The 26,851-nt window shown below is 48.8% G+C and carries 18 protein-coding genes; 8 read left to right on the top strand and 10 right to left on the bottom strand.

Annotated elements, in window-relative coordinates; translation table 11 throughout:
- Positions 1–61 precede the first annotated feature (61 nt).
- From rpsA to serC, 4 genes are all read right to left on the bottom strand, one after another.
- Positions 62–1,735 carry a 30S ribosomal protein S1 gene (rpsA, locus tag MUG06_RS07895; RefSeq protein ID WP_243078242.1) on the bottom strand — a complete coding sequence of 558 codons (1,674 nt, stop codon included), beginning with the start codon at positions 1,733–1,735 and terminating at the stop codon, positions 62–64.
- A gap of 122 nt (positions 1,736–1,857) precedes the next feature.
- On the bottom strand, positions 1,858–2,538 hold the full coding sequence (gene cmk, locus MUG06_RS07900) for a (d)CMP kinase (RefSeq protein WP_215847191.1): 681 nt from the start codon (positions 2,536–2,538) through the stop codon (positions 1,858–1,860).
- A 193-nt stretch (positions 2,539–2,731) separates the two neighbouring features.
- Positions 2,732–4,018, bottom strand: a complete 1,287-nt coding sequence (gene aroA, locus MUG06_RS07905; protein WP_243078243.1) for a 3-phosphoshikimate 1-carboxyvinyltransferase — start codon at positions 4,016–4,018, stop codon at positions 2,732–2,734.
- Positions 4,019–4,104: 86 nt separating this feature from the next.
- Complete coding sequence (serC, locus tag MUG06_RS07910) at positions 4,105–5,190, bottom strand: 3-phosphoserine/phosphohydroxythreonine transaminase (protein ID WP_215847193.1); 1,086 nt, start codon at positions 5,188–5,190, stop codon at positions 4,105–4,107.
- A gap of 311 nt (positions 5,191–5,501) precedes the next feature.
- Between serC and ycaO the strand changes: the two genes are divergently transcribed.
- The 4 genes from ycaO (at position 5,502) to pflA (ending at position 11,767) form a co-directional block, all read left to right on the top strand.
- A complete protein-coding gene (ycaO, locus tag MUG06_RS07915; RefSeq protein WP_243078244.1) occupies positions 5,502–7,265 on the top strand; it encodes a 30S ribosomal protein S12 methylthiotransferase accessory factor YcaO in 1,764 nt (587 codons plus the stop codon).
- Between the two features lie 380 nt (positions 7,266–7,645).
- Positions 7,646–8,506, top strand: coding sequence for a formate transporter FocA (gene focA / locus MUG06_RS07920; RefSeq protein WP_215847195.1), 861 nt, complete (start codon positions 7,646–7,648; stop codon positions 8,504–8,506).
- A 72-nt stretch (positions 8,507–8,578) separates the two neighbouring features.
- A complete protein-coding gene (gene pflB, locus MUG06_RS07925) occupies positions 8,579–10,861 on the top strand; it encodes a formate C-acetyltransferase (protein WP_243078245.1) in 2,283 nt (760 codons plus the stop codon).
- 165 nt (positions 10,862–11,026) lie between these two features.
- On the top strand, positions 11,027–11,767 hold the full coding sequence (gene pflA / locus MUG06_RS07930; RefSeq protein WP_215847196.1) for a pyruvate formate lyase 1-activating protein: 741 nt from the start codon (positions 11,027–11,029) through the stop codon (positions 11,765–11,767).
- Between the two features lie 57 nt (positions 11,768–11,824).
- On the opposite strand, the gene MUG06_RS07935 is transcribed toward pflA, so the two are convergent.
- From MUG06_RS07935 to lrp, 6 genes are all read right to left on the bottom strand, one after another.
- A complete protein-coding gene (locus MUG06_RS07935; RefSeq protein WP_215847197.1) occupies positions 11,825–12,976 on the bottom strand; it encodes an MFS transporter in 1,152 nt (383 codons plus the stop codon).
- Positions 12,977–13,293: 317 nt separating this feature from the next.
- Complete coding sequence (gene serS / locus MUG06_RS07940) at positions 13,294–14,586, bottom strand: serine--tRNA ligase (protein ID WP_243078246.1); 1,293 nt, start codon at positions 14,584–14,586, stop codon at positions 13,294–13,296.
- Positions 14,587–14,679: 93 nt separating this feature from the next.
- On the bottom strand, positions 14,680–16,023 hold the full coding sequence (locus MUG06_RS07945; protein ID WP_243078247.1) for a replication-associated recombination protein A: 1,344 nt from the start codon (positions 16,021–16,023) through the stop codon (positions 14,680–14,682).
- 7 nt (positions 16,024–16,030) lie between these two features.
- A complete protein-coding gene (gene lolA, locus MUG06_RS07950; RefSeq protein ID WP_243078248.1) occupies positions 16,031–16,642 on the bottom strand; it encodes an outer membrane lipoprotein chaperone LolA in 612 nt (203 codons plus the stop codon).
- A 183-nt stretch (positions 16,643–16,825) separates the two neighbouring features.
- Positions 16,826–20,290 carry a DNA translocase FtsK 4TM domain-containing protein gene (locus tag MUG06_RS07955; RefSeq protein WP_243078249.1) on the bottom strand — a complete coding sequence of 1,155 codons (3,465 nt, stop codon included), beginning with the start codon at positions 20,288–20,290 and terminating at the stop codon, positions 16,826–16,828.
- A gap of 118 nt (positions 20,291–20,408) precedes the next feature.
- On the bottom strand, positions 20,409–20,903 hold the full coding sequence (gene lrp, locus MUG06_RS07960) for a leucine-responsive transcriptional regulator Lrp (protein ID WP_006118610.1): 495 nt from the start codon (positions 20,901–20,903) through the stop codon (positions 20,409–20,411).
- A gap of 522 nt (positions 20,904–21,425) precedes the next feature.
- Here lrp and trxB point away from each other — a divergent pair.
- From trxB to aat, 4 genes are all read left to right on the top strand, one after another.
- Entirely contained in the window at positions 21,426–22,394 is a 969-nt protein-coding gene (trxB, locus tag MUG06_RS07965) for a thioredoxin-disulfide reductase (protein WP_243078250.1), read from the top strand.
- 143 nt (positions 22,395–22,537) lie between these two features.
- A complete protein-coding gene (cydD, locus tag MUG06_RS07970; protein WP_243078251.1) occupies positions 22,538–24,307 on the top strand; it encodes a cysteine/glutathione ABC transporter permease/ATP-binding protein CydD in 1,770 nt (589 codons plus the stop codon).
- Positions 24,307–26,037 carry a cysteine/glutathione ABC transporter ATP-binding protein/permease CydC gene (gene cydC / locus MUG06_RS07975; RefSeq protein ID WP_243078252.1) on the top strand — a complete coding sequence of 577 codons (1,731 nt, stop codon included), beginning with the start codon at positions 24,307–24,309 and terminating at the stop codon, positions 26,035–26,037. The genes cydD and cydC overlap by 1 nt, the downstream gene beginning before the upstream one ends.
- A gap of 33 nt (positions 26,038–26,070) precedes the next feature.
- A complete protein-coding gene (gene aat / locus MUG06_RS07980) occupies positions 26,071–26,763 on the top strand; it encodes a leucyl/phenylalanyl-tRNA--protein transferase (protein WP_215847204.1) in 693 nt (230 codons plus the stop codon).
- Positions 26,764–26,851: the final 88 nt, after the last annotated feature.

The raw sequence follows: 26,851 nt of genomic DNA on the forward strand, positions 1-26,851 counted from the left end.
TGGAATGTATGACAGCCTTTTACCGAAACCGGGCGGTTTCCCGCCCGGTGCGTTAAGACGATTACTCGCCTTTCGCCGCTTTGAACGCTTCAGCCATAGCGCTAGAGAAGTTGCTTTCTTCCTGTTTGGTGTTAACAGTATTGATAGCTTCTTTCTCGTCAGCCTGGTCTTTCGCACGAACAGACAGGCTAACTACGCGGTTTTTACGATCAACACCGGTGAATTTAGCTTCAACATCGTCGCCAACATTCAGAACCAGAGTTGCGTCTTCAACGCGGTCAAGCGAAGCTTCAGAAGCGCGCAGGTAACCTTCAACGCCGTCTGCTAATTCAACTGTAGCACCTTTAGCATCAACTGCAGTCACTTTACCGGTGACGATTACACCTTTCTTATTCAAAGTGATGTAGTTGTTGAACGGATCTTCTGCCAGCTGTTTAACGCCCAGTGAGATACGCTCGCGCTCTGCATCAACCTGCAGTACAACAGCAGCGATTTCGTCGCCTTTTTTGTACTCACGAACGGCTTCTTCGCCAGTCGCGTTCCAGGAGATGTCAGACAGGTGAACCAGACCGTCGATGCCGCCGTCCAGGCCGATGAAGATACCAAAGTCAGTGATTGACTTGATTTTACCTTCAACGCGATCGCCTTTGTTGTGGGTCTCTGCGAACTGCTGCCATGGGTTAGATTTGCACTGCTTCAGACCCAGGGAAATACGACGACGCTCTTCATCGATGTCCAGAACCATAACTTCAACCACATCGCCTACGTTTACAACTTTAGACGGATGGATGTTTTTGTTGGTCCAGTCCATTTCTGAAACGTGTACCAGACCTTCAACGCCTTCTTCGATTTCAACGAAGCAGCCGTAATCAGTCAGGTTGGTAACACGACCAGTCAGCTTGGTGCCTTCTGGATAGCGCTTAGCGATAGCAACCCATGGATCTTCGCCCAGCTGTTTCAGGCCCAGAGACACACGAGTACGCTCGCGGTCGAACTTCAGCACTTTAACAGTGATTTCGTCGCCCACGTTCACGATTTCGCTTGGATGCTTAACGCGTTTCCACGCCATATCAGTGATATGCAGCAGGCCGTCAACGCCACCCAGATCAACGAATGCACCGTAGTCAGTAAGGTTCTTAACGATACCTTTAACTTCCATGCCTTCCTGCAGGTTTTCCAGCAGCTGATCGCGCTCAGCACTGTTCTCAGATTCGATAACAGCACGACGTGAAACCACGACGTTGTTACGCTTCTGATCAAGCTTGATTACTTTGAATTCAAGCTCTTTGCCTTCCAGGTGCAGAGTGTCGCGAACTGGACGTACGTCAACCAGTGAACCTGGCAGGAACGCACGAATACCGTTCAGCTCAACAGTGAAGCCGCCCTTGACTTTGCCGTTGATAACACCGGTAACAGTTTCTGCTTCTTCGTAAGCTTTTTCCAGCGTGATCCAAGCTTCGTGACGTTTAGCTTTCTCACGGGACAGCAGGGTTTCACCGAAGCCGTCTTCTACTGCGTCCAGAGCAACGTCAACTTCGTCGCCAACCTGGATTTCCAGTTCGCCGGCTGCGTTCTTGAACTGCTCTGCAGGAATTGCAGATTCAGATTTCAGGCCCGCATCAACCAGAACTACGTCTTTGTCAATTGAGACAACAACGCCACGAACGATGGAACCCGGGCGGGTTTCGATTTCTTTAAGGGATTCTTCAAATAGTTGAGCAAAAGATTCAGTCATATTGATAATCTTCAGGATTCTTCAATTTAACGTCCATCTGACTTCATGTCGGATGGGGTTGTTTCACATGCCCAGCACCGGGTCCTTGGTACAGGGTTATTAAATTCTGTCACACCGAGATATTAAATGCCCAATTTTTCACGAGCATATTTCAATGCTTTATCGATAACTTGCTCGATAGACATTTGCGTTGAGTCCAGAACCAAAGCATCTTGCGCAGGAACTAAAGGCGCAATTGCACGGTTGCGATCACGATCATCGCGCTCTTTTATCTCGGCTAAAAGGCGATCAAAGTTAACATTAAAGCCCTTCTCCTGCAACTGTAGCATACGGCGGTGAGCACGTTCTTCCGAACTTGCATCCAGGAAGATTTTTACCGGTGCATCTGGGAAAACAACGGTTCCCATGTCACGTCCGTCGGCAATCAATCCTGGCGCTTCGCGAAAACCGCGCTGACGTCGCAGCAGAGCCTCACGAACACGTGGAAAAGCTGCAACACGCGAAGCGGTATTACTCACTTCCTGAGTACGGATTTCACCGGTTACCTCTTCTCCTTCAAGGATGACCTGCATTTCCCCACTTTGCGATACAAAGCGCACATCAAGGTGAGCGGCAATCGGAACCAGCGCTTCTTCTGATTCAATATCAACTTGATGGTGTAATGCAGCCAGCGCCAGAACACGATAAATCGCGCCCGAGTCAAGCAGATGCCATTGCAAGGATTCAGCCATCGCTTTGCACAGGGTGCCTTTTCCCGCACCGCTTGGTCCATCAATAGTTATAACCGGGGCAGTCGCCGTCATTATTCTCTCCTGTTACCGCGCGTCTTTTGGCTTTTGAGCCCTAATAATGGCAAGCATTATACGCGGCCTGAGCCAGCTTAGTTACCCCTTAGCGTAGACGGCGTTAGAAATTACAGGTAAATCAGAGGATTTCTGGCGAGGCACTGCCATTTAAAAGAAGGAATCCGACGCATGGAACGTCGGATTATGACTATCAGGCGTTATGACTAATCTTAGCCAACTGTTCGAAATAATCAGGGAACGTTTTAGCCGTACAACCTGGATCGAGGATGGTTACTGGTGTATCGGAGAGCGCCACCAGTGAAAAACACATTGCCATGCGGTGATCGTTATATGTACCAATCTCAGCATGTGTTAATGAGGTTGGCGGCGTGATACGGATGTAATCATGGCCCTCTTCAACTTCAGCTCCCACTTTGCGTAATTCAATCGCCATTGCGGCCAAACGGTCGGTTTCTTTTACACGCCAGTTGTAAATATTACGCAGCTGGGTTGTACCCTCTGCAAATAATGCTGCAGTAGCAATAGTCATTGCCGCATCAGGAATATGGTTCATATCCATATCAATAGCCTGCAATTTTCCAGCGGTGCAGGCAATGTAGTCATCGCCCCATTCAACGTGCGCGCCCATTTTTTCCAGCACATCTGCAAAATGAATATCGCCCTGCACACTGTTACGGCCAATGCCTGTAACGCGCACCGTGCCACCTTTAATGGCTGCCGCAGCCAGGAAATAAGAAGCCGACGAGGCATCGCCTTCAACCAGATAGTCGCCTGGCGACTGGTACTGTTGTTGACCTTTAATGATGAAACGCTGGTAACCTTGGTTTTCAACATCAACCCCAAAGCTGCGCATCAGATGCAAAGTGATATCAATATAAGGCTTAGAAACCAGCTCGCCTTTAATATTGATAGAAGTATCCTGCTCGGCCAGGGGTGCCGTCATTAGCAATGCGGTCAAAAACTGGCTGGATACACTTCCATCGACACTGACTTCACCACCCGTAAACCCACCTTGCAGATGAATTGGAGGATAATCATTGTTTTCAAGGTAGTCGATTTTTGCTCCGCCCTGACGTAAAGCATCAACCAGGTGTCCAATTGGGCGCTCTTTCATACGAGGCTCACCCGTCAATACAACATCTTGCTGGCCCAGGCAGAGTGCGGCCGCAAGCGGACGCATTGCTGTACCCGCGTTCCCTAAAAATAACTCCAGTGGTTCAGACGAGAGTAGCGGCCCTGCGTTTCCCGTGACTTCACAAACAGTACGATCATCAGAAAGAGAATAACTCACACCCAGCGCTTTAAGCGCATTCAGCATGTGCTTGATATCATCGCTGTCGAGCAAATTAGTCAGTCGGGTGGTGCCTTTTGCCAGTGCAGCCAGTAACAATGCACGGTTCGACACGCTTTTAGAGCCAGGCAAGTTAACGGTACCGTCAACGCGTGCAATGGGTTGTAAAGTCAGGGAGTCCTGCATGTGAAACGAAATCCTCAAAAAAATACGAAAACCCCGCCTGACGACGGGGTCTGGTGCCAACATTCAGGCTGGCATGTCATTGATAATCAGCCGTGGCGACGTTCAAAATCAATCATGAAATCGGTTAAGGCTTTGACACCCTCTAAAGGCATTGCATTGTAAATGGAGGCTCGCATGCCGCCTACAACACGATGGCCTTTCAGAGCATGCAAGCCAACTTTCAATGACTCATCCAGAAAGACTTTATCCAACGATGCATCAGCTAACTGGAATGGAATATTCATGCGTGAACGGTTTTTAGTCGCGACATCATTGCGATAAAAATCACTCTTGTCGATCAGGCCATACAGCAAGTCAGCTTTAGCTTGATTGATCTTATCTATCTCACCTACGCCGCCCTTCTCTTTTAGCCATTTAAAGACCAGACCTGAAAGATACCAGGCAAAGGTTGGCGGTGTATTAAACATTGAACCATTTTCCGCTAAAACCTGGTAATCAAGAATTGACGGAACGTAAGGGTGCGCTTTGCCTAACAAGTCTTCACGCACGATGACCAAGGTCAAACCCGCAGGCCCGACATTTTTTTGGGCACCAGCGTAAATCACACCATAGCGATTAACATCGATAGGACGAGACAAGATGGTCGAAGAAAAATCGGCGACGACGATTTTATTACCAAAATCGGGTTGCTCATCAATAGCAATACCATCAATGGTTTCGTTAGGGCAAAAATGCACATAAGCCGCATCGTCACTCAGATCCCACTCGCTCATCGGCAAAATGGCACGTTTGCCATCGAGTGTGGTTTTCACATCAAGCGTACGTGGTGAACAATATTTTTCGGCTTCTTTAATTGCGCTATGCGCCCAGTAGCCGCCGTCAACATAATCAGCGCTGGATGCATTTCCTAAGAGATTGCCGGGTATAGCAGCGAATTGTGCACGTGCACCGCCGTGGCAGAATAAAACTTTGTAGTTAGCGGGTATTTTCAGCAGATCACGGAAGTCCTGTTCGGCTTCTTCTGCTACCTGCATAAACTCTTTACTGCGATGACTTATCTCCATTACGGAAGTACCCAAGCCATGCCAGTTTGTCAGTTCTTGTTCTGCACGACGGAGCACTTCTGCCGGCAGCATCGCTGGGCCGGAGCTAAAATTATAAACTTGCGTCATTTCCCCTCACCACTGTCATATCGAACGGTTATGAATAACGTATCGGTTTTATCACTGCCTCTCGGTGGCTGCAATCACAAATCGGGCAGCCATCACATTTTCTGAATTTGCCGCTCGGGAGGTTATGTTAGTTATACAAAGCACAACGAAATATTATGAGGCTGCTCGAGTGACATGATTTTACGGGTGGGTTAACAAAGGGAAGTGTGAAGAATAGCCAGGAGAAATTTATGACGCCTTAATAGCGAACAAGCAGTAAAGTCCGTATCATTGCGCGCTTTACGCACACCTAAAACAGAGAGAGCGGCACCATGACGCAAACTTTTATCCCAGGCAAAGATGCCGCATTGGAAGATTCCATCACTCGCTTCCAGCAGAAACTGCAGGACCTTGGCTTTAATATTGAAGAAGCCTCTTGGCTAAATCCTGTCCCGCATGTCTGGTCTGTACATATTCGTGACCGTGATTGCCCCCTTTGCTTTACCAATGGTAAAGGTGCCAGCAAAAAAGCGGCTTTGGCTTCCGCTTTAGGTGAATATTTTGAGCGCCTCTCAACCAACTACTTTTTTGCTGACTTCTGGTTAGGACATTCCATCGCGAATGGCGATTTTGTCCATTATCCCAATGAGAAATGGTTCCCGTTACCTGTAGACAATACTCTCCCTGAAGGCATTCTTGATAATCGCCTTCGTGCTTTCTACGATCCCGACAATGCGCTGGTTGGTTCTGAACTCATCGATTTGCAGTCAGGCAACAGCGAGCGCGGTATCTGCGCCCTGCCATTTACTCGCCAGTCCGATCAAGAAACCGTCTATATCCCGATGAACATTATCGGCAATCTCTACGTTTCAAACGGGATGTCTGCTGGTAATACTGCGAATGAAGCTCGCGTTCAGGGTTTGTCAGAAGTCTTTGAACGTTACATTAAAAATCGCATCATAGCCGAGGCGATCAGCCTGCCCGCCATTCCAGATGAAGTTATGCAGCGTTACCCAGGCGTGATTGAAGCTATCGCTCGCCTTGAAGACGAAGGTTTTCCAATTTTTGCTTATGATGCCTCGCTGGGCGGTAAATATCCGGTCATCTGTGTCGTCTTGTTCAACCCGGAAAATGGGACTTGTTTTGCCTCTTTCGGTGCTCACCCAGATTTTGGTGTTGCGCTTGAGCGTACCGTAACCGAGTTATTGCAAGGCCGTAGCCTGAAAGATTTAGATGTCTTTACGCCTCCAACATTCGATGATGAAGAAGTGGCAGAACATGCCAACTTAGAAACGCACTTTATTGATTCAAGTGGTTTAATTTCATGGGATATGTTCAAAGAAACAGCAGACTATCCTTTCGTTGACTGGAAATTTAACGGCACGACCGAGCAAGAGTTCGACACGTTAATGGCAATTTTCCGCAGCGAAAATCAGGAAGTCTATATTGCCGACTATGAACATTTAAGTGTTTATGCTTGCCGCATTATTGTGCCTGGCATGTCTGATATTTATCCAGCAGAAGATTTGTTGCTGGCCAATAACAGCATGGGTGCTGGCATTCGTGAAACGTTATTGGCTTTGCCAGAAAGCAACTGGAATCCAGAGGAATATTTGGATTTGATCGCCCAACTGGATGAAGAAGGCTTTGACGATTTTACTCGCGTCCGCGAGCTACTGGGTTTGGCAACCGGAAAAGATAATGGTTGGTATACGCTGCGCATCGGGGAACTTAAGGCGATGTTAGCATTGGCGGGCGGTGATTTAGATCAGGCACTGATCTGGACTGAATGGACGATGGAGTTTAACAGCTCAATCTTCACGCCAGAGCGTGCAAACTACTATCGCTGCTTGCAAACTCTCTTACTGCTGGCAATGGAAGATGAGCGTGATCCGCTTCAGTATCATCATGCCTTCACTCGTATGTATGGCGCAAAAGCGGTTGAAGCTGCCTCGGCAGCGATCAGTGGCGAAGCACCGTTTAATGGACTGCAACCCGTTGATAATGACTTGAAAGCTTTTCCGGCACATCAGTCATTACTTGCTGCCTACGAAAAGTTGCAAAATGCCAAGCGTCTTTATTGGCAAAATAAATAATCACTGCTGTTTTGTGATTTATAAAAAACGCTAAAAACGAAATTTAGGCACTGATATTTTGAAGTGCCTTTTTTTTCAAATCGCCTCAAGAATTCGGTGTGAAAAATAAAACCATCCTATTGAAAAAGCACTCTTTCATTTAACACCTTACTATCAATTCAAAAACATTCTTGTCGTATAAAAAGCACCATTAAAATAATTTAAAAAAATATTTTATATTTTAAAAATATTTTTTATCTTTGTTTTCAATAGATTGAATGAAATAAACAGTCATTTATTACCTTCCAAATCCCATCGCCTCGGCAAACATGATCCATATCAATTTCTAACCTATACTCCTTTGTTACTATTTTCACAGACATCTTTTGGAGAGAGTTAGTGTGAAAGCTGACAACCCTTTTAATTTATTGCTACCAGCCGCAACGGCAAAAGTTGCTGAAGAAGCCGGGGTTTATAAAGCAACCAAACATCCTTTTACGACTTTCTTCTTAGCCATAACCGCTGGCGTTTTTATTTCAATTGCTTTCGTCTTTTATATTACTGCTACAACAGGCAGTGCCGGCATGTCGTATGGCGTCGCGAAACTGATTGGTGGTATCTGTTTTTCACTCGGTTTGATTCTCGTCGTAGTCGGCGGAGCTGACCTCTTTACCTCAACAGTATTAATTGTCGTTGCTAAAGCAAGCGGACGTATAAGCTGGGGGCAGCTAGCGCGTAACTGGATCAACGTTTATATCGGTAATTTGGTTGGTGCTCTGTTTTTCGTCGCATTGATGTGGTTTGCAAGTCAACACATGGCCGCCAACGGCGCATGGGGTATGAATGTTTTACAAACAGCCGACCATAAAATGCATCACACTTTTATCGAAGCCGTTTGTTTAGGGATCCTTGCTAACTTATTAGTCTGCCTGGCAGTTTGGATGAGTTATTCCGGTCGAACACTAACAGATAAAATAGTGGTGATGATTCTACCGGTTGCCATGTTTGTCGCCAGTGGCTTTGAGCACAGCATTGCAAACATGTTTCTGATTCCTTTCGCCATCGTCATTCGCGATTTTGCTGGTCCAGAGTTTTGGCAGGCAACCGGCGCCAGCGCATCGCAATTTCAAGCGCTTTCCGTCAATAACTTCATTTTCGACAATCTGATTCCAGTCACCCTTGGCAATATCATTGGTGGTGGTCTGCTGGTCGGGTTGACTTACTGGGTCATCTATTTACGTGACGGTGACTCGGTGCATTAACAGTATCCGGACGGCACAAGGTATTTCCTTATGCTTGAATGTGAAAGTCTTCTTAGATAAGGCAGGTATATCATGACCGAACTTAATGCAAAACTGGCTTCGGCCTGGGAAGGATTCGCTGAGGGCGAATGGCAAAATCGCGTCGACGTACGTGATTTTATTCAAAAAAACTACACGCCTTATGATGGTGATGAATCATTTCTTTCCGGCGCAACACAAGCAACCACTCAGCTGTGGGATAGCGTGCTGGAAGGCATCAAAATTGAAAACCGCACCCATGCGCCGGTAGATTTCGACACCGATCTTGCTTCTACTATTACTTCTCACGATGCAGGCTATATCAATAAGTCTTTAGAAAAAATTGTCGGCTTGCAGACTGAAGCACCACTAAAACGCGCCATCATCCCTTTTGGCGGCATCAAAATGGTCGAAGGGTCATGCAAAGTATATGGCCGTGAACTTGATGCCGGCCTGAAAAAAGTCTTTACCGAATATCGAAAAACGCATAACCAAGGCGTGTTCGATGTTTATACGCCGGACATTATGCGCTGCCGTAAATCAGGTATTTTGACAGGCTTACCGGATGCTTATGGTCGCGGCCGCATTATCGGTGATTATCGACGCGTAGCGCTGTATGGCATTGATTATTTGATGGCTGATAAATTCTCGCAATTTGCCTCTCTGCAAAATGACCTTGAAAATGGCGTCAACCTCGAAGCAACCATTCGTTTGCGTGAAGAGATTTCAGATCAACATCGCGCATTAGGTCAGATCAAAGAGATGGCGGCTAAATATGGCCACGACATCTCGGGTCCGGCAACCAATGCAATCGAAGCTGTTCAGTGGACCTATTATGGCTATTTGGCCGCTGTTAAATCACAGAATGGTGCAGCCATGTCTTTTGGCCGCGTTTCGACATTCCTTGATGTCTATATCGAACGCGATCTGCAAGCTGGCAAGTTAAACGAAGAGCAGGCTCAAGAACTGATTGACCATTTGGTGATGAAACTGCGTATGGTGCGTTTCCTTCGTACACCAGAATATGATGAGCTTTTCTCGGGTGATCCTATCTGGGCAACCGAATCCCTCGCCGGTATGGGTGTAGATGGACGTACGCTGGTCAGCAAAAGTACTTTTCGCTTCCTGAATACGCTTTACACCATGGGACCTTCACCAGAACCGAATATGACCATCTTGTGGTCAGAAAAATTACCCATCAACTTTAAAAAATACGCAGCTAAAGTTTCCATCGATACGTCATCTTTGCAGTATGAAAATGATGATTTGATGCGCGCAGATTTCGACAATGATGACTACGCCATCGCCTGTTGTGTAAGCCCGATGATTGTTGGCAAGCAAATGCAGTTCTTTGGCGCACGCGCCAATCTGGCAAAAACGCTGCTTTATGCAATCAATGGCGGCGTTGATGAAAAACTGAAAATGCAGGTAGGCCCGAAAGGCGACAAAATTACCGATGATGTGTTGGATTTCGACACCGTCATGGAGCGTCTTGATCACTTCATGGATTGGCTGGCCAAACAGTATGTTACTTCACTGAACATTATCCATTACATGCATGATAAGTACAGCTATGAAGCATCGTTGATGGCGCTGCATGATCGTGACGTTTACCGCACCATGGCTTGTGGTATCGCAGGCTTGTCAGTAGCAGCAGACTCATTGTCCGCGATTAAATATGCCAAAGTGAAACCAGTTCGCGATGAAGACGGTTTGGCGATCGATTTCGACATTGAAGGTGAATATCCGCAGTTTGGTAACAATGACTCACGTGTGGATGATTTGGCCTGTGATTTAGTAGAACGCTTCATGAAAAAAATCCAGAAGCTGTCAACTTATCGTAATGCGGTGCCAACTCAATCAGTTCTGACTATTACGTCAAACGTGGTTTACGGTAAGAAAACCGGTAACACACCAGATGGTCGTCGTGCTGGCGCGCCATTCGGACCGGGTGCTAACCCAATGCATGGACGCGATCAGAAAGGCGCTGTTGCTTCTTTGACTTCCGTAGCGAAACTCCCCTTTGCCTACGCTAAAGATGGTATTTCTTACACCTTCTCTATTGTGCCAAATGCGCTGGGTAAAGACGATAACGTACGTAAAGCTAACCTGGCAGGTTTGATGGATGGTTACTTCCATCATGAAGCTGACATTGAAGGCGGCCAACATCTTAATGTGAATGTGATGAACCGTGAAATGTTGTTAGACGCTATGGAGCATCCAGAAAAATATCCGCAGCTCACCATTCGTGTTTCGGGTTATGCGGTTCGCTTTAACTCGCTGACAAAAGAGCAGCAGCAAGACGTGATTACGCGTACCTTCACGCAGTCACTTTAAAAATTCAGCTTTAAAATCGTTAAAAAGGCTCCTTTTGGAGCCTTTTATACAAAGTCTGCTTTGGTTGCTCTCTTAACAGGAAGCAACCAAAATTGATTTAATGTTTTAAGCGCGACAAAGATTGTGCTGCCTGCTTCAGCAGGCCTACCTGGAGAATACATCGCAATGTCAATCACCGGTCGTATCCACTCATTCGAATCGTGCGGTACCGTTGATGGTCCCGGCATCCGCTTCATCACTTTCTTTCAAGGCTGCTTGATGCGCTGCCTTTATTGCCACAACCGTGATACCTGGGACACCCATGGTGGTAAAGAGATCACAGTGGAAGAATTGATGGCGGATGTTTTATCGTACCGCCATTTCATGAACGCATCGGGAGGCGGAGTCACCGCATCGGGCGGCGAAGCGATTCTACAGGCAGAATTTGTCCGTGATTGGTTTCGGGCCTGTCAGGCTGAAGGCATTCATACCTGCCTTGACACCAATGGGTTTGTGCGTCGTTATGATCCGGTTATAGATGAATTGTTAGATGCAACCGATCTGGTGATGCTCGATCTGAAGCAAATGAATGATGATATACACCAGAACCTGGTGGGTGTTTCTAACCACCGTACGCTCGACTTTGCTCGCTATTTGCAGAAGAAAGACAAGCGAACGTGGATACGTTTTGTCGTGGTTCCTGGGTATTCCGATGATGATGATTCTGTTCATCGCCTTGGCGAGTTTACTAAGGATATGCAGAATGTTGAGAAAATCGAACTGCTTCCCTACCACGAACTGGGCAAACACAAATGGATTGCCATGGGTGAAGAGTACAAACTTGACGGTGTAAAACCCCCGTCAAAAGAGACTATGGAACGCGTAAAAAACATTCTTGCGAGCTACGGTCACAACGTCATGTACTAACTGACACGCACAAAAAAGGGAGCGATTCGCTCCCTTTTTCATGTCTATGACCCGATTTTAGGCATGTGCCACGGGTGTTGCCTGCTGATCGGCTTTGCGCAGCAGCATCACTAAGTAAACCAGCGCAACCGCCGCTATCATAACAAACAGCAAACGGTCAGAGTAATTTTGCATCAGCATAGCTGTCATGCTCGGACCCGCGAGACTGCCCGCCGTATAACTCATCAGTAACGCTTGGTTCATTGCAACAAGCTCATGATGGGCAACGGTTTCGCATGCCCATGACATCGCGACCGGATAAAGCGTAAAACCCGCCAGTCCCAGTACGAACAGCGCAGGTGCCATTGCAGCATTTGCTAACATAGCAATCGCACCGAGAATGACCACAAAGACCTGAACCCGCAGGACTAACATGCGACCAAAGCGATCGGCAAGTTTGCCTACTGGCCACTGTCCCACAATACCTGCGCTTACCAGCAATGCCATCCAGTATCCGACGTTCGCATCGCTCATGCCTTGATGTGAGAGATACAGCGGCATCAGGCCATATAGTGAACCTAATAAGATGCCAGAAATAATGCAGCCGTTGATACCCAGGCGAGAATTGCGACGACGCAACATCGGCCAGATACGACCTGGCGCCGCTTCAGCTGATTCGCTTTCTGAAGAAACACGCGTGAAAATCAAGGGTAATACGGCGCAAATAACCAGCGCTGTAACCCAAGGGATAACACTCAGAACTTCAGTCGAAACTTTACTCACCAGCAACTGCCCAGCGACCGTACCGAGATAGTAAACAATCATATAAGCAGCAAGAAGTTGACCACGGTTACGTACCGTACCGCTGCACAGTAATGCGCTCTCTACTACGACCCACATTAATGCGCAGCCGACGCCAGCAATAAAACGCAACGAAGTCCAGGCCCAAAAACCATCAAGCAGCACAAGACACACTGTGGCCACCGCAAATAACAGCGTGGCGAAATAGTAGCTCCGATTAAAACCGTGCTTTTTGATTAACCATCCCGCTAAAAGCGTGCCCGCTAAATTACCGGTGTAATAGGAGGAACTGACCATGCCTACTTGCCATGTAGCCAGCAAGTCATGCGTAAGCCACAATGGGACGAGCGTGTTAAGTACTGCTATTGAAACCGTCATTAACAGCAAGCCGCAAAGCAGCAACATCACAGGACGTGACCAGGTAGACATAGTGGATAAAACCAAAAGAAATGAAGGAAATTGCGCGCAGTTTGCCATTGCCTTTTTTAAAGTCAACGGCAAAAAAAAGGTGCAGCACATTTTGCTGCTTAACAATTTAATTTACTAATCTTCAGTAGGTTACAGCGCGGTTAATGATGCTATAGAATTTTTCTATCTCTATGAATAATGAGATTATTAAGCTTTACAATGAATAAAGCGTCGATAACGTTTATTTGTGATAAGTTCCCGCTGCTAACTAACTTAATTGACGTTCTAAAGGCATAAAAAAACCCGGCAAAAACCGGGTTCTGTTTATCTGAAATTTATCAGCCGATGAATTCAATCCCTTTCATATAGGGGCGCAATACATCGGGTACCGCAATGCGACCATCAGCCTGTTGATAGTTTTCCAGGACCGCAACTAATGTACGGCCTACCGCCAGTCCAGAACCGTTCAGGGTATGAACCAGACGCGGCTTTTTCTCTTGCTTGCTACGGCAGCGAGCTTGCATGCGACGTGCCTGGAAATCACCCATGTTCGAGCAGGAAGAGATCTCACGATAGGTATCTTGCGCAGGCAACCATACTTCGAGGTCATAAGTTTTGGTTGAACCAAAGCCCATGTCGCCAGTACACAACAACACTTTACGATAAGGGAGATTCAGCAACTGCAGAACTTTCTCAGCGTGGCCTACCAACTCTTCAAGCGCATCCATGGAAGTTTCAGGCGCCACAACCTGCACCATTTCAACTTTGTCGAACTGATGCATACGAATCAAACCACGCGTATCGCGACCATAAGAACCCGCTTCCGAACGGAAACAAGGTGTATGGGCTGCCAGTTTGATTGGCAACGTTTCTTCTTCAAGAATTTCGTCGCGAACCAGGTTGGTTAATGGCACTTCAGCGGTAGGAATCAGAGCATAATTACTGCTGTCTGATTCTTCTTCCAGCGGCTTAGTGTGAAACAGATCTTCGCCAAATTTTGGTAACTGACCGGTGCCATATAACGTCTCATGGTTGACGAGATAAGGCACGTAAGTTTCAAGATAACCATGCTGCTCGCTATGAAGATCAAGCATGAACTGGCTAAGTGCACGGTGCAGTCGAGCGATTTGACCTTGCATCACGACAAAACGTGAACCGGTAAGTTTAACCGCTGCAGCAAAATCCAGACCTTTTGCTGCTTCACCGAGCTCAACATGATCTTTTACCTGAAAATCAAACTGGCGCGGCTCGCCCCAGCGGCTGACTTCCTGATTTTCAGTTTCATCTTTGCCCAGCGGAACTTCATCTGCAGGCAGATTAGGTAGCGCCAGCGCGAAATCACGAATTTGGTTTTGCAGCTCATCCAGCTCTGCTTTTGCAGCATCCAGACGTTCACCCAGCACATTGACTTCCAGACGCAGCGGCTCGATATCTTCCCCACGGGATTTGGCCTGACCGATAGATTTGGATCGAGAATTACGCTCGGCTTGCAGATTTTCAGTTTCGACCTGCAGCACTTTACGACGCTCTTCAAGGGAGCGCAGCGTATCCACATCCAGTTTAAATCCTCGGCGTGCCAGTTTTTCTGCGACTGCGTCTGGCTCATTACGCAGCAGATTGGGATCGAGCATGCTTATCCTGTGTAATTAAAGTTGATTGAATGAAGGGACGTGCTCCAGCTGGAACACGTTGAAATCCTTGCCCACATTACCGCAACGTCTGTTTTAGCGGTAGCGTTTTGTCGGGCTATTTTGATCCTGCTCAGCAAGCCAGGCGAGCTTTTCGCCAATTTTACCTTCAAGGCCACGCGAAGTTGGACGGTAATAGTGCGTTTGGGCCATTTCAGGTGGAAAGTAGACTTCACCGGCAGCATACGCATTCACTTCATCGTGCGCGTAACGGTACTCTTTGCCGAGCCCCATTTCTTTCATCAATTTGGTCGGCGCATTGCGCAAATGCTCAGGCACATCATAATCCGGGTTATCACGCGCATCGCGCATCGCAGCTTTAAAAGCTGTATAAACAGCGTTGCTTTTTGGCGCACACGCCAGATAAACAATCGCCTGAGCAATGGCACGTTCCCCTTCTGCTGGACCGACGCGAGTAAAGCAATCCCAGGCAGCGATGGCGACCTGCATGCCACGCGGATCAGCATTCCCCACATCTTCAGAAGCGATTGCCAGCAGTCGACGTGCGATATAAAGCGGGTCGCCGCCTGCAGTAATAATGCGAGCGTACCAATACAACGCTGCATCCGGGGCAGAACCGCGAATTGATTTATGCAGCGCTGAAATCAGATCGTAAAAGCGATCGCCTTTATTATCGAAACGCGCTGCACGTTCACCTGACACTTCATTGAGTAACTGCGGCGTGAGTTCTCGCAGACCAGATGCATTGGCTTCCGCCATATCCGCCATCATTTCAAGCGTATTTAAGGCGCGCCGGGCGTCGCCATTCACCAGTTCAGCAATCATGCGGCGAGTATTATTAGGCAATACAATGTCACTGTTGCCATAACCCCGCTCTTTATCCTGCATGGCTTGATTCAGAACCTGTTCAATATCATCACTGGATAAAGATTTAAGAAGATATACGCGTGCGCGTGATAACAGCGCCGAATTCAGTTCAAACGACGGGTTTTCAGTGGTAGCGCCAATAAAGGTAATGGTGCCATCTTCAATGTGCGGCAAAAAAGCGTCTTGCTGGCTTTTGTTAAAACGATGCACCTCATCGACAAACAGGATAGTACGCCGTCCAACTTGCTTACTTTGACGTGCTCGCTCAATCGCCTCACGAATCTCTTTAACGCCCGACGTCACGGCTGAAATACGTTCAACGTCGGCATTACCATAATGCGCAATAATTTCTGCTAACGTGGTTTTACCTGTGCCCGGTGGCCCCCAAAGAATCATTGAGTGCAGATGACCGGCTTCGATAGCGCGTGGCAACGGTTTACCCGCTGCCAGCAGATGTTGCTGACCAATGTACTGTTTCAATGTTTCTGGCCGCATACGTGCGGCCAGAGGTTTAAAATCTTCGGTGGAAAAATCCAGAGACAGAGTACTCACCGCAACCTCACTGACGTTGATCGTCCACCGTTACGCCTTTAGGCGGTGTGAACGTAAATTTGTCCGGGCTTATCGCACCGTTTTTTTGGCTCTTCAGCTGGTAGTTACTGCGTTGACCATCTTGCTCAATAGCGCTGAACTGGTTAATGGTGCCAGCCGGAGTCACAGTAATAGTGAACTGCTTTAAGTTGCCGTCGCTGTTTTTCGGCGTCAACGCAAACTCATCACCTTGCTGTTTGATGTTGTATTGCTGCCAGTCGCTGGATTGGTTACGCGCAATCAGCATGAAAGGTGTGTTGCTGGTTGCATCTTTCAACAAGCTAACCGTGGCTTGTTCAACAAATGGATTATAGAACCACAGCGACTTACCATCAGAAATGATGACGCTTTCATCCGGGGCGGTCATGTGCCAGTTAAACAGGCTGGGACGTTTCACCCACAATTCACCTTCACCGTCCTGAACATTTGCACCGGTGCCGTCTGTAACTTTTTGCGTAAAGCTGGCATGAAAGCTGCTGACTTTATTAAGACGCTGTTGCAGGTCACTTGAAGCATCAGCCAACACGCTGGCAGAAGCGAAAGAGGCCATCAGGCCAAAAGCAATTACACGTAATTTCATCTGCTTCAATTCCTTATCTTCTCGTTTCCCATTGATAACTGCATTAAGCCTGGCTGCAATCCTGCTTTTTAGACAGGAGAAAAAACCGAAAGCATAGTCTGATATGGGGATGATCTGCTGATAAACAATGAGCCAGTCTAAACTGGCTCATTGCTGCTGTTTCCATGCGTGTTTTTATCCGAACTACATTTCGTGCGGCGGCGGCGCTAACACTTCGCGATTGCCGTTGTGTGCCGGAGGAGAAACAATGCTTTGCGCTTCCATCTGCTCAATAATGCGCGCCGCACGGTTATAACCAATGCGGAACTGACGTTGAACACCTGAAATTGACGCACGACGTTTATCCACCACAAAGGCGACTGCCTGATCAAACAGCGGATCGAGCTCTTCGTCGCTGTCCATTCCGCCGCCACCACTTTCATTCTCTTCGCCAGCGGTGATGCTTTCGATGTATTGTGGGCGACCGCGCGCTTTCCAGTCCTGAACAACGGCATGCACTTCCTGGTCGCGAACAAATGCGCCATGAACACGCACCGGCATTGAAGAGTTAGGCGGCATATAAAGCATGTCACCCATCCCCAACAGTGACTCAGCACCGGCCTGATCAAGAATGGTACGTGAATCAATTTTGCTCGATACCGTAAAGGCGATACGGGTTGGAATGTTCGCCTTAATCAAGCCGGTAATCACGTCAACGGAAGGACGTTGCGTTGCCAGCACCAGATGGATACCTGCGGCACGGGCTTTTTGCGCCAGGCGGGCAATAAGCTCTTCCACTTTTTTACCGACGGCCATCATCAAATCGGCAAATTCATCCACCAGAACCACAATGTAAGGCAGTTTTTCCAACACCGGCGGTGTCATATCCATGCTATCGCCCGGCTTCCAGAATGGATCGGGTATTGGACGGCCCATGGCTTCAGCTTGCTCAACTTTCTCGTTGTAACCCGCCAGATTACGCACACCCAAAGCAGACATCAGCTTATAACGGCGCTCCATCTCGCCCACACTCCAGCGCAGCGCATTAGCGGCGTCCTTCATGTCTGTAACCACTTCGGTTAACAGATGCGGAATGCCTTCATAGACGGACAACTCCAGCATTTTCGGGTCAATCATGATGAAGCGCACCTCTTCAGGCGTCGCTTTATAAAGCATACTGATAATCATGGCGTTAACGCCCACAGACTTACCAGAACCGGTTGTACCCGCTACCAGCAAGTGCGGCATCTTAGCCAGATCCGCGACCACCGGTTGCCCTGCAATATCTTTACCTAACACGATCGCCAGCGGAGAAGGATTATCGCGGAATTTTGCGCAATCCAGCACTTCACGGAGATAAACCGTCTGGCGATGTTTATTGGGTAACTCCAATCCGACATAAGGCTTGCCCGGAATCACTTCAACTACACGCACCGCCACTGCAGAAAGCGAGCGAGCCAGGTCTCGTGAAAGATTTGAGATTCGCGCCGCTTTTACACCAGGTGCCAGATCCAGTTCGAAACGCGTAATGACTGGGCCAGGCGAAATACCAACCACTTCCGCTTTTACGCGGTAATCGCCCAAGCGAGACTCCACCAGCCGCGCCGTTTGCTCCAGCATAAACATATCCACCGGCTCTTCCTCTTCTGGCGGAGCCGTCAGCAGATCGAGCGTTGGGAGTGGCGTGGACGGTTTCTCCAACGGGTGTTCATGACGCATCAGGAAGGGATGGATCAGGCTGTCATGCACTGAAGGTTTCGCTTCTTCGACCGCTGGCGTTGGCACTGGCGCAGCATAAGAAGAATGTGCAGCCGGAACCGGAGGCTGAACTGGCGCAGCAAAAGTTGAAGGCGCTTCTGGCACCGGAACCTGTGCGGGTGCCTGGGGCGCGGAAACTTCTGCCACTTGCTGCCACGGCTCATGCGAAACCGCAGGTTCTTCTGGCTCTGGCGTAGCAGCAATAGTGAACAGAGGCTCGGTTGGGCCATCATCGATGAGATCTTTCATTGGAGAAAAATCAAAGGCGGAAGCCGTATCCAGATTAAATACGGGTGCCGCAGGCGCTTCACGCTCAGGCACATTACGCTGCTGCTGTTGTTCAGCAAACTGACGGGCGAGCGAAGCTTGCTGTAACGCTTCTTCATCCTCTTCATCTTGCTGCCAGCTTTCGCCATAGCGTTGCTGTTGCCCAGACTGGAACGCTTCACGCAGTTCTGCCTGCTGCAATGCGTCTTCGTCTTCTGGTGCCCAGATGGCATTTTGTTCAGAAGATACGGCTGACTGAACCGTGCTCGACTCTTCTGCTTTGGCTTTTTCTTCCGCCATGCGTTGTGAGGGTAATTTGATGCCGTAAGAGGCTAATTCACGACGCGTCGGCAACTTAACCGGATTAGGACGCGGCAACGAAGGCCCGATCCCTTGTTTGACCTGCGGGTTAGGATTCACTTCTGACGCAAGGTCAAATGTAGGGGTTGTTCTTGTTGCAACGGATGCAGCGGCTGTCGCTGCTACTCGCGTTACTGCAGAAGGCGTTTCTGGCATTGAAGATGCGCTTTCACGCCAGTTGCCCATCTTCGGCTCGTTATCTTCAAAGGCGGTAAACGGCGGTGCTTGAGCAGGTTTATCTTCTGGAATTTCAAACCGATAAAGCGGCGGCGACGCTTCTGGTGCAGTCTGAACCTGAGGTTGACCATTGTTTATCGGTGCAGGAACCTGTGCTGCTACGGCAGGTGCAACTGTTGATGGCACAGCAACCGAAGAAACTGGCGCAACGGCAGGTAATGGCGCTAATTCGACGTGCGCTGCTTCCACAGTTGTAGCAACAGCTGCGCTGGTTGCTGCAGCCGCTTTCGCTAACAAGGGATCCTGGTTTGACAAGAGAACATCTTCAGCTGAGACAGCTTCTTCAGCGGGCACGCTTTCAGCAGCCACATTACGTGGCGCCGCCAGCAAAATATCCTCTTCATCGTCATCATGCTGAATAGCACGTGAACGGGAGGTCGATGCGTGTTCAGCCTCATACTCTTCGTCTTCTTGCCATGGCTCATCGTGGCGCGATCGGTTGCTGGCAAAGGTTAATACACCCATGACCACACCCCCAATGCGCTCCGCAATGGTCAGCCATGACCAACCGGTGTAGAGCGTGACACCCGCTGCCCAGACACACAGCAATGCTAACGTTCCACTCGCAGGATTTAACCAAGGCGCCATGGCATTACTGACCAGGCTGCCGATCACACCGCCGGAAGCGAAATACCAAATATCATCAGCATTCAAAGCAGCCATGCCGCAGGTGGTGACTACCAGCGCCAAAACACCAATCAAACGCAGGCCAACCGCGAAATAGTCGAAGTAGTCTTGATTGTCACGCTGACGAAAAGCGATCCAACACAGCCCCAGAATGACCGGCGGAATGGCGTAAGCCATCACACCAAAAATGAAAAGTAAGGTGTCAGCAAGCCAGGCGCCAACGCTGCCGCCAATGTTGTGAATGGGTTCATGCCAGGCCGTTTGCGACCAGCTTGGATCGGAAGGATTAAAACTGACCAATGAAACCATCAAATAAATGGCAAAAAGCGCCACCAGGATGAGCAACGCTTCGAGTAGACGGCGTCCACTGCTCAGCGATTGTAACGAAACGTCTTTATCTTCTGTGTATTCCTGGCTCAAGAGAACTCTCCAGGTGCCTGTAAAGTATGAAGCAACAGCGTCGGGCACTCCCGACGCTGGTCCTGTATGAATTCACAGGAGTGTACCGAAATCCCACAGGTTTTGCACCTGCCCCGCATCAGCGAGTTTTGATCACCAGACGATTGCTCTGTTTGACCTCTTCCATCACCACATAAGTACGCGTGTCGTTAACGCCTGGCAGACGCAACAAGGTTTCGCCCAACAGTTTGCGATAGGCAGACATGTCAGGTACACGCGTTTTAAGCAGGTAGTCGAAATCACCCGAAACGAGGTGACACTCTTGAGTTTCCTCAAGTTTTTGTACAGCGGCGTTAAATTGCTCAAACACATCTGGCGCGCCACGATTCAGAGTAATCTCAACGAACACCAGCAGTGATGCATCCAGATAATGCGGGTTTAATTGTGCGGTGTAGCCCAAGATAAAACCTTGACGCTCAAGGCGGCGCACACGCTCAAGACACGGCGTAGGCGATAATCCTACGCGTTTGGAAAGTTCCACGTTTGAAATACGACCATCTTTCTGCAGTTCATTCAGAATATTTCTGTCGATTCTGTCGAGGTCTTTCCCGGGGCGTTTCTTATTGTCTACCATTATTATTGTCTCTCTTAATTCCTTCCCTTTACCTGCCACGCCCTGAAAACGCTCATTGTTCGGGGCATTTTTGAAGTGAAGTTGTAGAGCCTGTGCGTTAAGGCACTCATCCGCATGACGCATGTTGTCTGTCCACATCATGCGTCATTACCAATGTCAGGCTGCTTTTATTCGGTGTTGCGCGCAAAACGAGGCATTAAACCCTGTTTTGATCCGATTAACATTCTTCGCTTCTGACACTGTTTTCGCAAATGCGCAGGCGATTGTCAAAGTAAAATGTCCAAATCCAGTACAAGATGCCAGACAGTCCTCTGGGTAACTGTTTTTAAATGAGTATTTTTGAACAGCTGCACCACAAAAAGCCGATTTTTGCCCCCTTTTGGCGCAAAGGAGAGGCGGAAACTATCATCATCGTCTACGCCATTTGCAGCTATCGTTAACAAAATCGTGCAAGCCTTGTCATTCCATCAGGATATTCCCTACAATCGCAGGCTATGTCAGCCGAATGAAACTGAGGAAAGCATGAGTACGGCAAAACACAGTAAGTTACTCATTCTGGGCTCCGGTCCAGCGGGTTATACCGCAGCCGTTTACGCTGCACGCGCCAACCTGAATCCGGTTTTAATTACTGGGCTTGAAAAAGGCGGTCAGTTAACCACCACGACAGAAGTTGAAAACTGGCCAGGTGACCCGCACGATCTGACAGGTCCATCTCTGATGGAACGCATGCATGAGCATGCTGAGAAATTTAATACTGAAATCATTTTTGACCACATTCACACTGTCGATTTACAGAATCGTCCTTTCCGTTTGACCGGTGACAGCGCTAAATACACCGCTGATGCGCTGATCATCGCCACTGGCGCCTCTGCACGTTACCTTGGTCTGCCGTCGGAAGAAGCGTTTAAAGGCAAAGGCGTTTCAGCCTGCGCAACCTGTGATGGTTTCTTCTACCGCCAGCAGAAAGTCGCGGTTATTGGCGGCGGTAATACCGCCGTGGAAGAAGCGCTTTATCTCGCCAATATCGCTTCAGAAGTGCACCTGATTCATCGTCGTGACAGCTTCCGTGCAGAGAAGATTCTGATTGATCGACTGATGGAAAAAGTGAGTAGCGGGAATATTGTTCTGCATACTCACCGCACGCTGGAAGAAGTGGTGGGCGATCAGATGGGCGTTACCGGTTTAACATTGCGCTCCACGCTTAACGAGCAAGAAACTGAAGCGCTGGAAGTCGCAGGTCTGTTTGTGGCCATTGGTCACAGCCCGAACACCGCCATCTTTGATGGGCAGCTGGATCTGGAAAATGGTTACATCAAAGTCCAGTCTGGTCTGCACGGTAACGCGACCCAAACCAGCATTCCGGGCGTATTTGCCGCAGGTGATGTCATGGATCATATCTATCGTCAGGCAATTACTTCAGCGGGTACCGGTTGTATGGCTGCGTTGGATGCAGAACGTTATCTCGACGGTTTGGTTAAAAACGATCGATAAGTTATTCATTTCCTGATCGTAATCAATAAAGGCGACTGTTTTTCAGTCGCCTTTTTTATTGTCGCCATGCTAGATTCATGCGCCTATAGAAGCAGGAAACGTCCTGATTCTGCATTCGCCTTTGGCATTCTCCACGGTATCGCATGAACAAATCGCGGCAACAGCATCTTACCCGCTGGCTTCGCCAGCAACGCAGTCACGCTGGACGATGGTTGCGACTGACCACGCTGCTGGGTTTTGCCAGCGCGCTGGTTATTATTGCTCAAGCCTGGCTAATGGCCTCATTGCTGCAAGCGCTGATTATTGAACAACAATCACGCGATACGCTGCTGACCCATTTCATGCTGTTACTGCTGTGCTTTGTCCTGCGCGCGGCATTAAATTATGCTCGGGAACACGCTGGGTTTCGTGCTGGCCAGGCCATTCGTCAGGCCCTTCGAAAGCAGATCATTGATCGTCTGGCTGTACTCGGTCCCGCCTGGATTCAGGGGAAACCGGCTGGCAGTTGGGCAACGTTATTACTGGAGCAAATTGAAGATATGCAGGATTACTATGCACGCTATCTTCCTCAAATGACGCTTGCCGTACTTATTCCCTTTTGCATTCTGTTCACCCTCTTTCCTCTAAACTGGACCGCCGGCTTAATTCTGTTTGTCACCGCGCCTTTGATTCCGCTGTTCATGGCCTTGGTCGGCATGGGAGCTGCTGATGCTAATCGTCGTAATTTCAGCGCGCTTGCACGACTGAGCGGTGACTTTCTTGATCGCCTGCGTGGGCGCGAAACGCTGCGCCTTTTTCATCGGGGCGAAGCGGAAAAAGAGGCTATTGCGGCCTCAACCACAGATTTTCGCCAGCGCACTATGGAAGTGCTGCGCCTTGCTTTTCTCTCTTCTGCCGTGCTGGAGTTTTTTGCTTCATTGGCTATCGCGGTGGTCGCGGTTTACTTTGGCTTTTCCTATTTAGGCGAACTGCATTTTGGCGATTATGGCCATGGCGTTACGCTTTTTACCGGTTTTTTAGTGCTGATATTGGCCCCTGAATTTTTTCAACCGCTGCGTGATCTCGGCACCTTTTATCACGCCAAAGCGCAAGCAGTTGGCGGCGCTGATGCGCTTGAAAAATTCATGCACGAAACTCCGGACAACGTTGCCAATCAAGGTGAAACCCCTTTCGCGTCAAATGATTCGATTGAAGTCAGGGCTGAAAACCTGCTGATTTGCGCGCCAAACGGAAAAACGCTGTGTGGCCCGTTAACTTTCCATCTGCCAGCTAATCAACGCGTGGCGCTGGTTGGGCAAAGTGGCGCAGGCAAGAGCGCATTAATGAATGCATTACTGGGCTTTTTACCTTATCAAGGCTCTCTCCGCGTTAATGGGATGGAGTTACGCGATATTATTCGTGATAACTGGCACCAACATTTGGCTTGGGTCGGACAAAACCCCCATCTGCCGGCCTCGACAATTCGCGACAATATTTTGATGAATGAGTCTTATAGTGAAAGCCGTTTTACCGAGTTATTAAAAACCTGCGGAATAAACGAATTTCTACCGCGGCTGCCTCAGGGTCTGAAGACAATTCTGGGCGATGGCGGTACAGGTTTATCGGTTGGTCAGGCACAGCGCATCGCTGTTGCACGCGCATTGTATAAACCAGCACGCTTGTTATTACTGGATGAACCCGCCGCCAGTCTTGATGCCCTTAGTGAATCACTGGTCATGCAGGCGCTCAACCAAGCTGCCAGGCAGCAAACTACGCTAATGATTACTCACCAACTCGATAATCTTAAGGAATGGGATGCAATTTGGGTGATGCAAAACGGACAGCTAATACAGCAAGGAAACTGGCATCAGCTAAGTGAACAATCCGGTGCGTTTAAACAGATGATGAAGCACCGTCAGCAGGAGATTTCCTGATGTCTGCATTTCATCCTTTCCTCCGTCTCTGGTTGCGCCATCCTTATCGCTTAGCCTTAGGCATGGTGTTAGCCATGATTACTTTGCTGGCCAGCATTGGCCTTCTTACTCTTTCTGGTTGGTTTCTGGCGGCGTCCTCAGTTGCGGGTTTTGCGGGACTCTACAGCTTCAACTACATGCTACCCGCGGCGGGTGTTCGCGGTGCTGCCATCATACGTACCGCTGCCCGTTATTTTGAACGCCTTATGAGTCACGATGCCACTTTCCGCGTATTGCAACATCTGCGTGTGTTCACCTTTAGCCGCCTGATTGCCTTATCACCCGGTCAACTTGCTGATTTTCGTCAATCTGACCTGTTAAATCGTTTTGTTGGCGATGTAGATACGCTCGATCACCTTTATTTGCGTGTTATTTCCCCGCTAGCGGGTGCTTTTGTGGTCATTATGCTGGTCACGCCAGCACTCAGCCTGATTGACCTGCAATTAGCATTAATTTTGGGGGGCATCATGTTAGCAACGCTGCTGCTTTTTCCGCCGCTGTTTTATCATCTTGGTGCACCAGCAGGCCGGGCAATCGCGCAAGGGCGTGTTTATTGGCGCATGCAGTTCATGCATTGGCTGAGCGGACAGGCGGAACTCACGCTCTATGGCGCAGCTTCCTCTTGGCGGAAACAGCTTAATGATCAAGAACAGCAGTGGCAGCAAGCACAGCGTCAACAGCAGCGCCTACACGCTTTAGCACAAAGCCTACTGCTGCTGATTAGCGGTTTTACCGTAACTCTTCTGCTTTGGGTCAGCGCAACGACAATTGAAGCACAGCAGTTACCGGGCTCCCTCATTGCGTTAGTGGTGTTTTGCGCGCTAGCCGCTTTTGAAGCGCTGGCACCGGTTGCCGGTGCGTTTCTGCCATTATCCCAGGTCATTACGGCTGCGCAACGCGTAAATGACATCATTGGTCGAGAGCCTACGATAATTTTCCCTTCGGTTGCTGATGTCAGAACAGGTAGCCTTGAAGTCATTATCGAAAATCTTTATTTCTCTTATCCTGATCGACCCGACGCCGTGCTCAGCGATTTCTCCCTGAATATCCGGGCTGGTGAGCATATCGCTTTGCTCGGACCAACCGGTTGCGGTAAATCAACGTTGTTAGCCTTATTGACGCGCGCCTGGGAAAGTCAGCACGGCACCATAGCGCTCAATGATGTTGCGCTTCAGGCGTGGGATGAAGCGCAACTACGTCAGCGTATTAGCATGGTGACGCAGCGAGTCCATTTATTTAGTCAAACGCTGCGCGATAATTTGCTTATTGCTTCTCCAACCGCAACTGATGAGAAGCTCAAAGCAGTGCTGATTCAGGTCGAACTGCAATGTTTACTTGAGAACGATGAGGGCTTAAATGCCTGGCTTGGTGAAGGCGGACGCCCGCTTTCAGGTGGCGAACTGCGGCGTTTAGCCATTGCACGTGCACTTCTGCATGATGGCGATCTTTGGTTGCTCGATGAACCCACTGAAGGTTTAGATGCCAGCACGGAGCAACAAATTTTGACGTTGCTGAATCAGGTCACTCAGGGGAAAACGGTGATCATCGTTACCCACCGCCTGAGTGGCTTACATCTTATGGATCGCATCTGCGTAATGGAAAATGGTGCAATTATTGAGCAAGGCAGCCATAAGGAATTAATCTCAAAAACGGGTCGCTATTGGCGTTTCCAGCAACGCTTTGCGCTATAGTTCTAGCGAATAGCTGACAGGTAAAATAACGTCATGAGACTGGTACAACTTTCAAGGGAGTCATTGCATTTCCCACCGCCTGAAATGGCCTTGCGCGAACCGAACGGCTTGCTGGCAATGGGTGGCGATCTCTCCCCTGCTCGTTTACTGAATGCGTATCAACGTGGAATTTTTCCCTGGTTTTCGCCCGGCGATCCTATTTTATGGTGGTCGCCCGATCCTCGTGCCGTGCTACTGCCTGAGTATTTTCATCTCAGTCGCAGCATGAAGCGTTTCCACAAGCAGTCACCTTATCGCGTGACCATGAACGAGTCTTTCGCCGACGTTCTTGAAGGCTGCGCTACTGGACGTGAGGAAGGCACCTGGATTACTTTCGAAGTTAAACGCGCCTGGTTGCGATTATATGAACTCGGTCATGCGCATTCGATTGAAGTCTGGAATGGGCAACGTTTAGTCGGCGGCATGTATGGTTTAGCGTTAGGCCAAATATTCTGTGGCGAGTCGATGTTTAGTCGTCAGGAGAATGCCTCGAAAACCGCACTCTGGGTATTTTGCCAACACTTCGTAAAACACCAGGGGCGTTTGGTGGATTGTCAGGTACTTAACCCGCATACTGCGTCTTTAGGTGCGAGGGAAATCCCCCGTGTAGATTATCTGCAATATGTGCAAAGCCTTGCGTGGCAACCGGTCAGCGAAGGCTGCTGGCGTACGCAAACCCTTTTTTAAACCTACACAGATGTTTTGCACACATAAAGCGGTAAAAGTGATATAATAATCGAGTTTGGTATGTCGTCCGCGCTTCATAGTAGTAAGC

Origin of the sequence: Pantoea sp. MQR6 (genome assembly GCF_022761075.1) — a bacterium.
Taxonomy (GTDB): domain Bacteria; phylum Pseudomonadota; class Gammaproteobacteria; order Enterobacterales; family Enterobacteriaceae; genus Pantoea; species Pantoea phytostimulans.

Coding starts and splice junctions, on each gene's coding strand:
- rpsA (WP_243078242.1), bottom strand. CDS start 1,735: ATGACTGAATCTTTTGCTCAACTATTTGAAGAATCCCTTAAAGAAATC.
- cmk (WP_215847191.1), bottom strand. CDS start 2,538: ATGACGGCGACTGCCCCGGTTATAACTATTGATGGACCAAGCGGTGCG.
- aroA (WP_243078243.1), bottom strand. CDS start 4,018: ATGCAGGACTCCCTGACTTTACAACCCATTGCACGCGTTGACGGTACC.
- serC (WP_215847193.1), bottom strand. CDS start 5,190: ATGACGCAAGTTTATAATTTTAGCTCCGGCCCAGCGATGCTGCCGGCA.
- ycaO (WP_243078244.1), top strand. CDS start 5,502: ATGACGCAAACTTTTATCCCAGGCAAAGATGCCGCATTGGAAGATTCC.
- pflB (WP_243078245.1), top strand. CDS start 8,579: ATGACCGAACTTAATGCAAAACTGGCTTCGGCCTGGGAAGGATTCGCT.
- pflA (WP_215847196.1), top strand. CDS start 11,027: ATGTCAATCACCGGTCGTATCCACTCATTCGAATCGTGCGGTACCGTT.
- MUG06_RS07935 (WP_215847197.1), bottom strand. CDS start 12,976: ATGTCTACCTGGTCACGTCCTGTGATGTTGCTGCTTTGCGGCTTGCTG.
- serS (WP_243078246.1), bottom strand. CDS start 14,586: ATGCTCGATCCCAATCTGCTGCGTAATGAGCCAGACGCAGTCGCAGAA.
- lolA (WP_243078248.1), bottom strand. CDS start 16,642: ATGAAATTACGTGTAATTGCTTTTGGCCTGATGGCCTCTTTCGCTTCT.
- lrp (WP_006118610.1), bottom strand. CDS start 20,903: ATGGTAGACAATAAGAAACGCCCCGGGAAAGACCTCGACAGAATCGAC.
- trxB (WP_243078250.1), top strand. CDS start 21,426: ATGAGTACGGCAAAACACAGTAAGTTACTCATTCTGGGCTCCGGTCCA.
- cydD (WP_243078251.1), top strand. CDS start 22,538: ATGAACAAATCGCGGCAACAGCATCTTACCCGCTGGCTTCGCCAGCAA.
- cydC (WP_243078252.1), top strand. CDS start 24,307: ATGTCTGCATTTCATCCTTTCCTCCGTCTCTGGTTGCGCCATCCTTAT.
- aat (WP_215847204.1), top strand. CDS start 26,071: ATGAGACTGGTACAACTTTCAAGGGAGTCATTGCATTTCCCACCGCCT.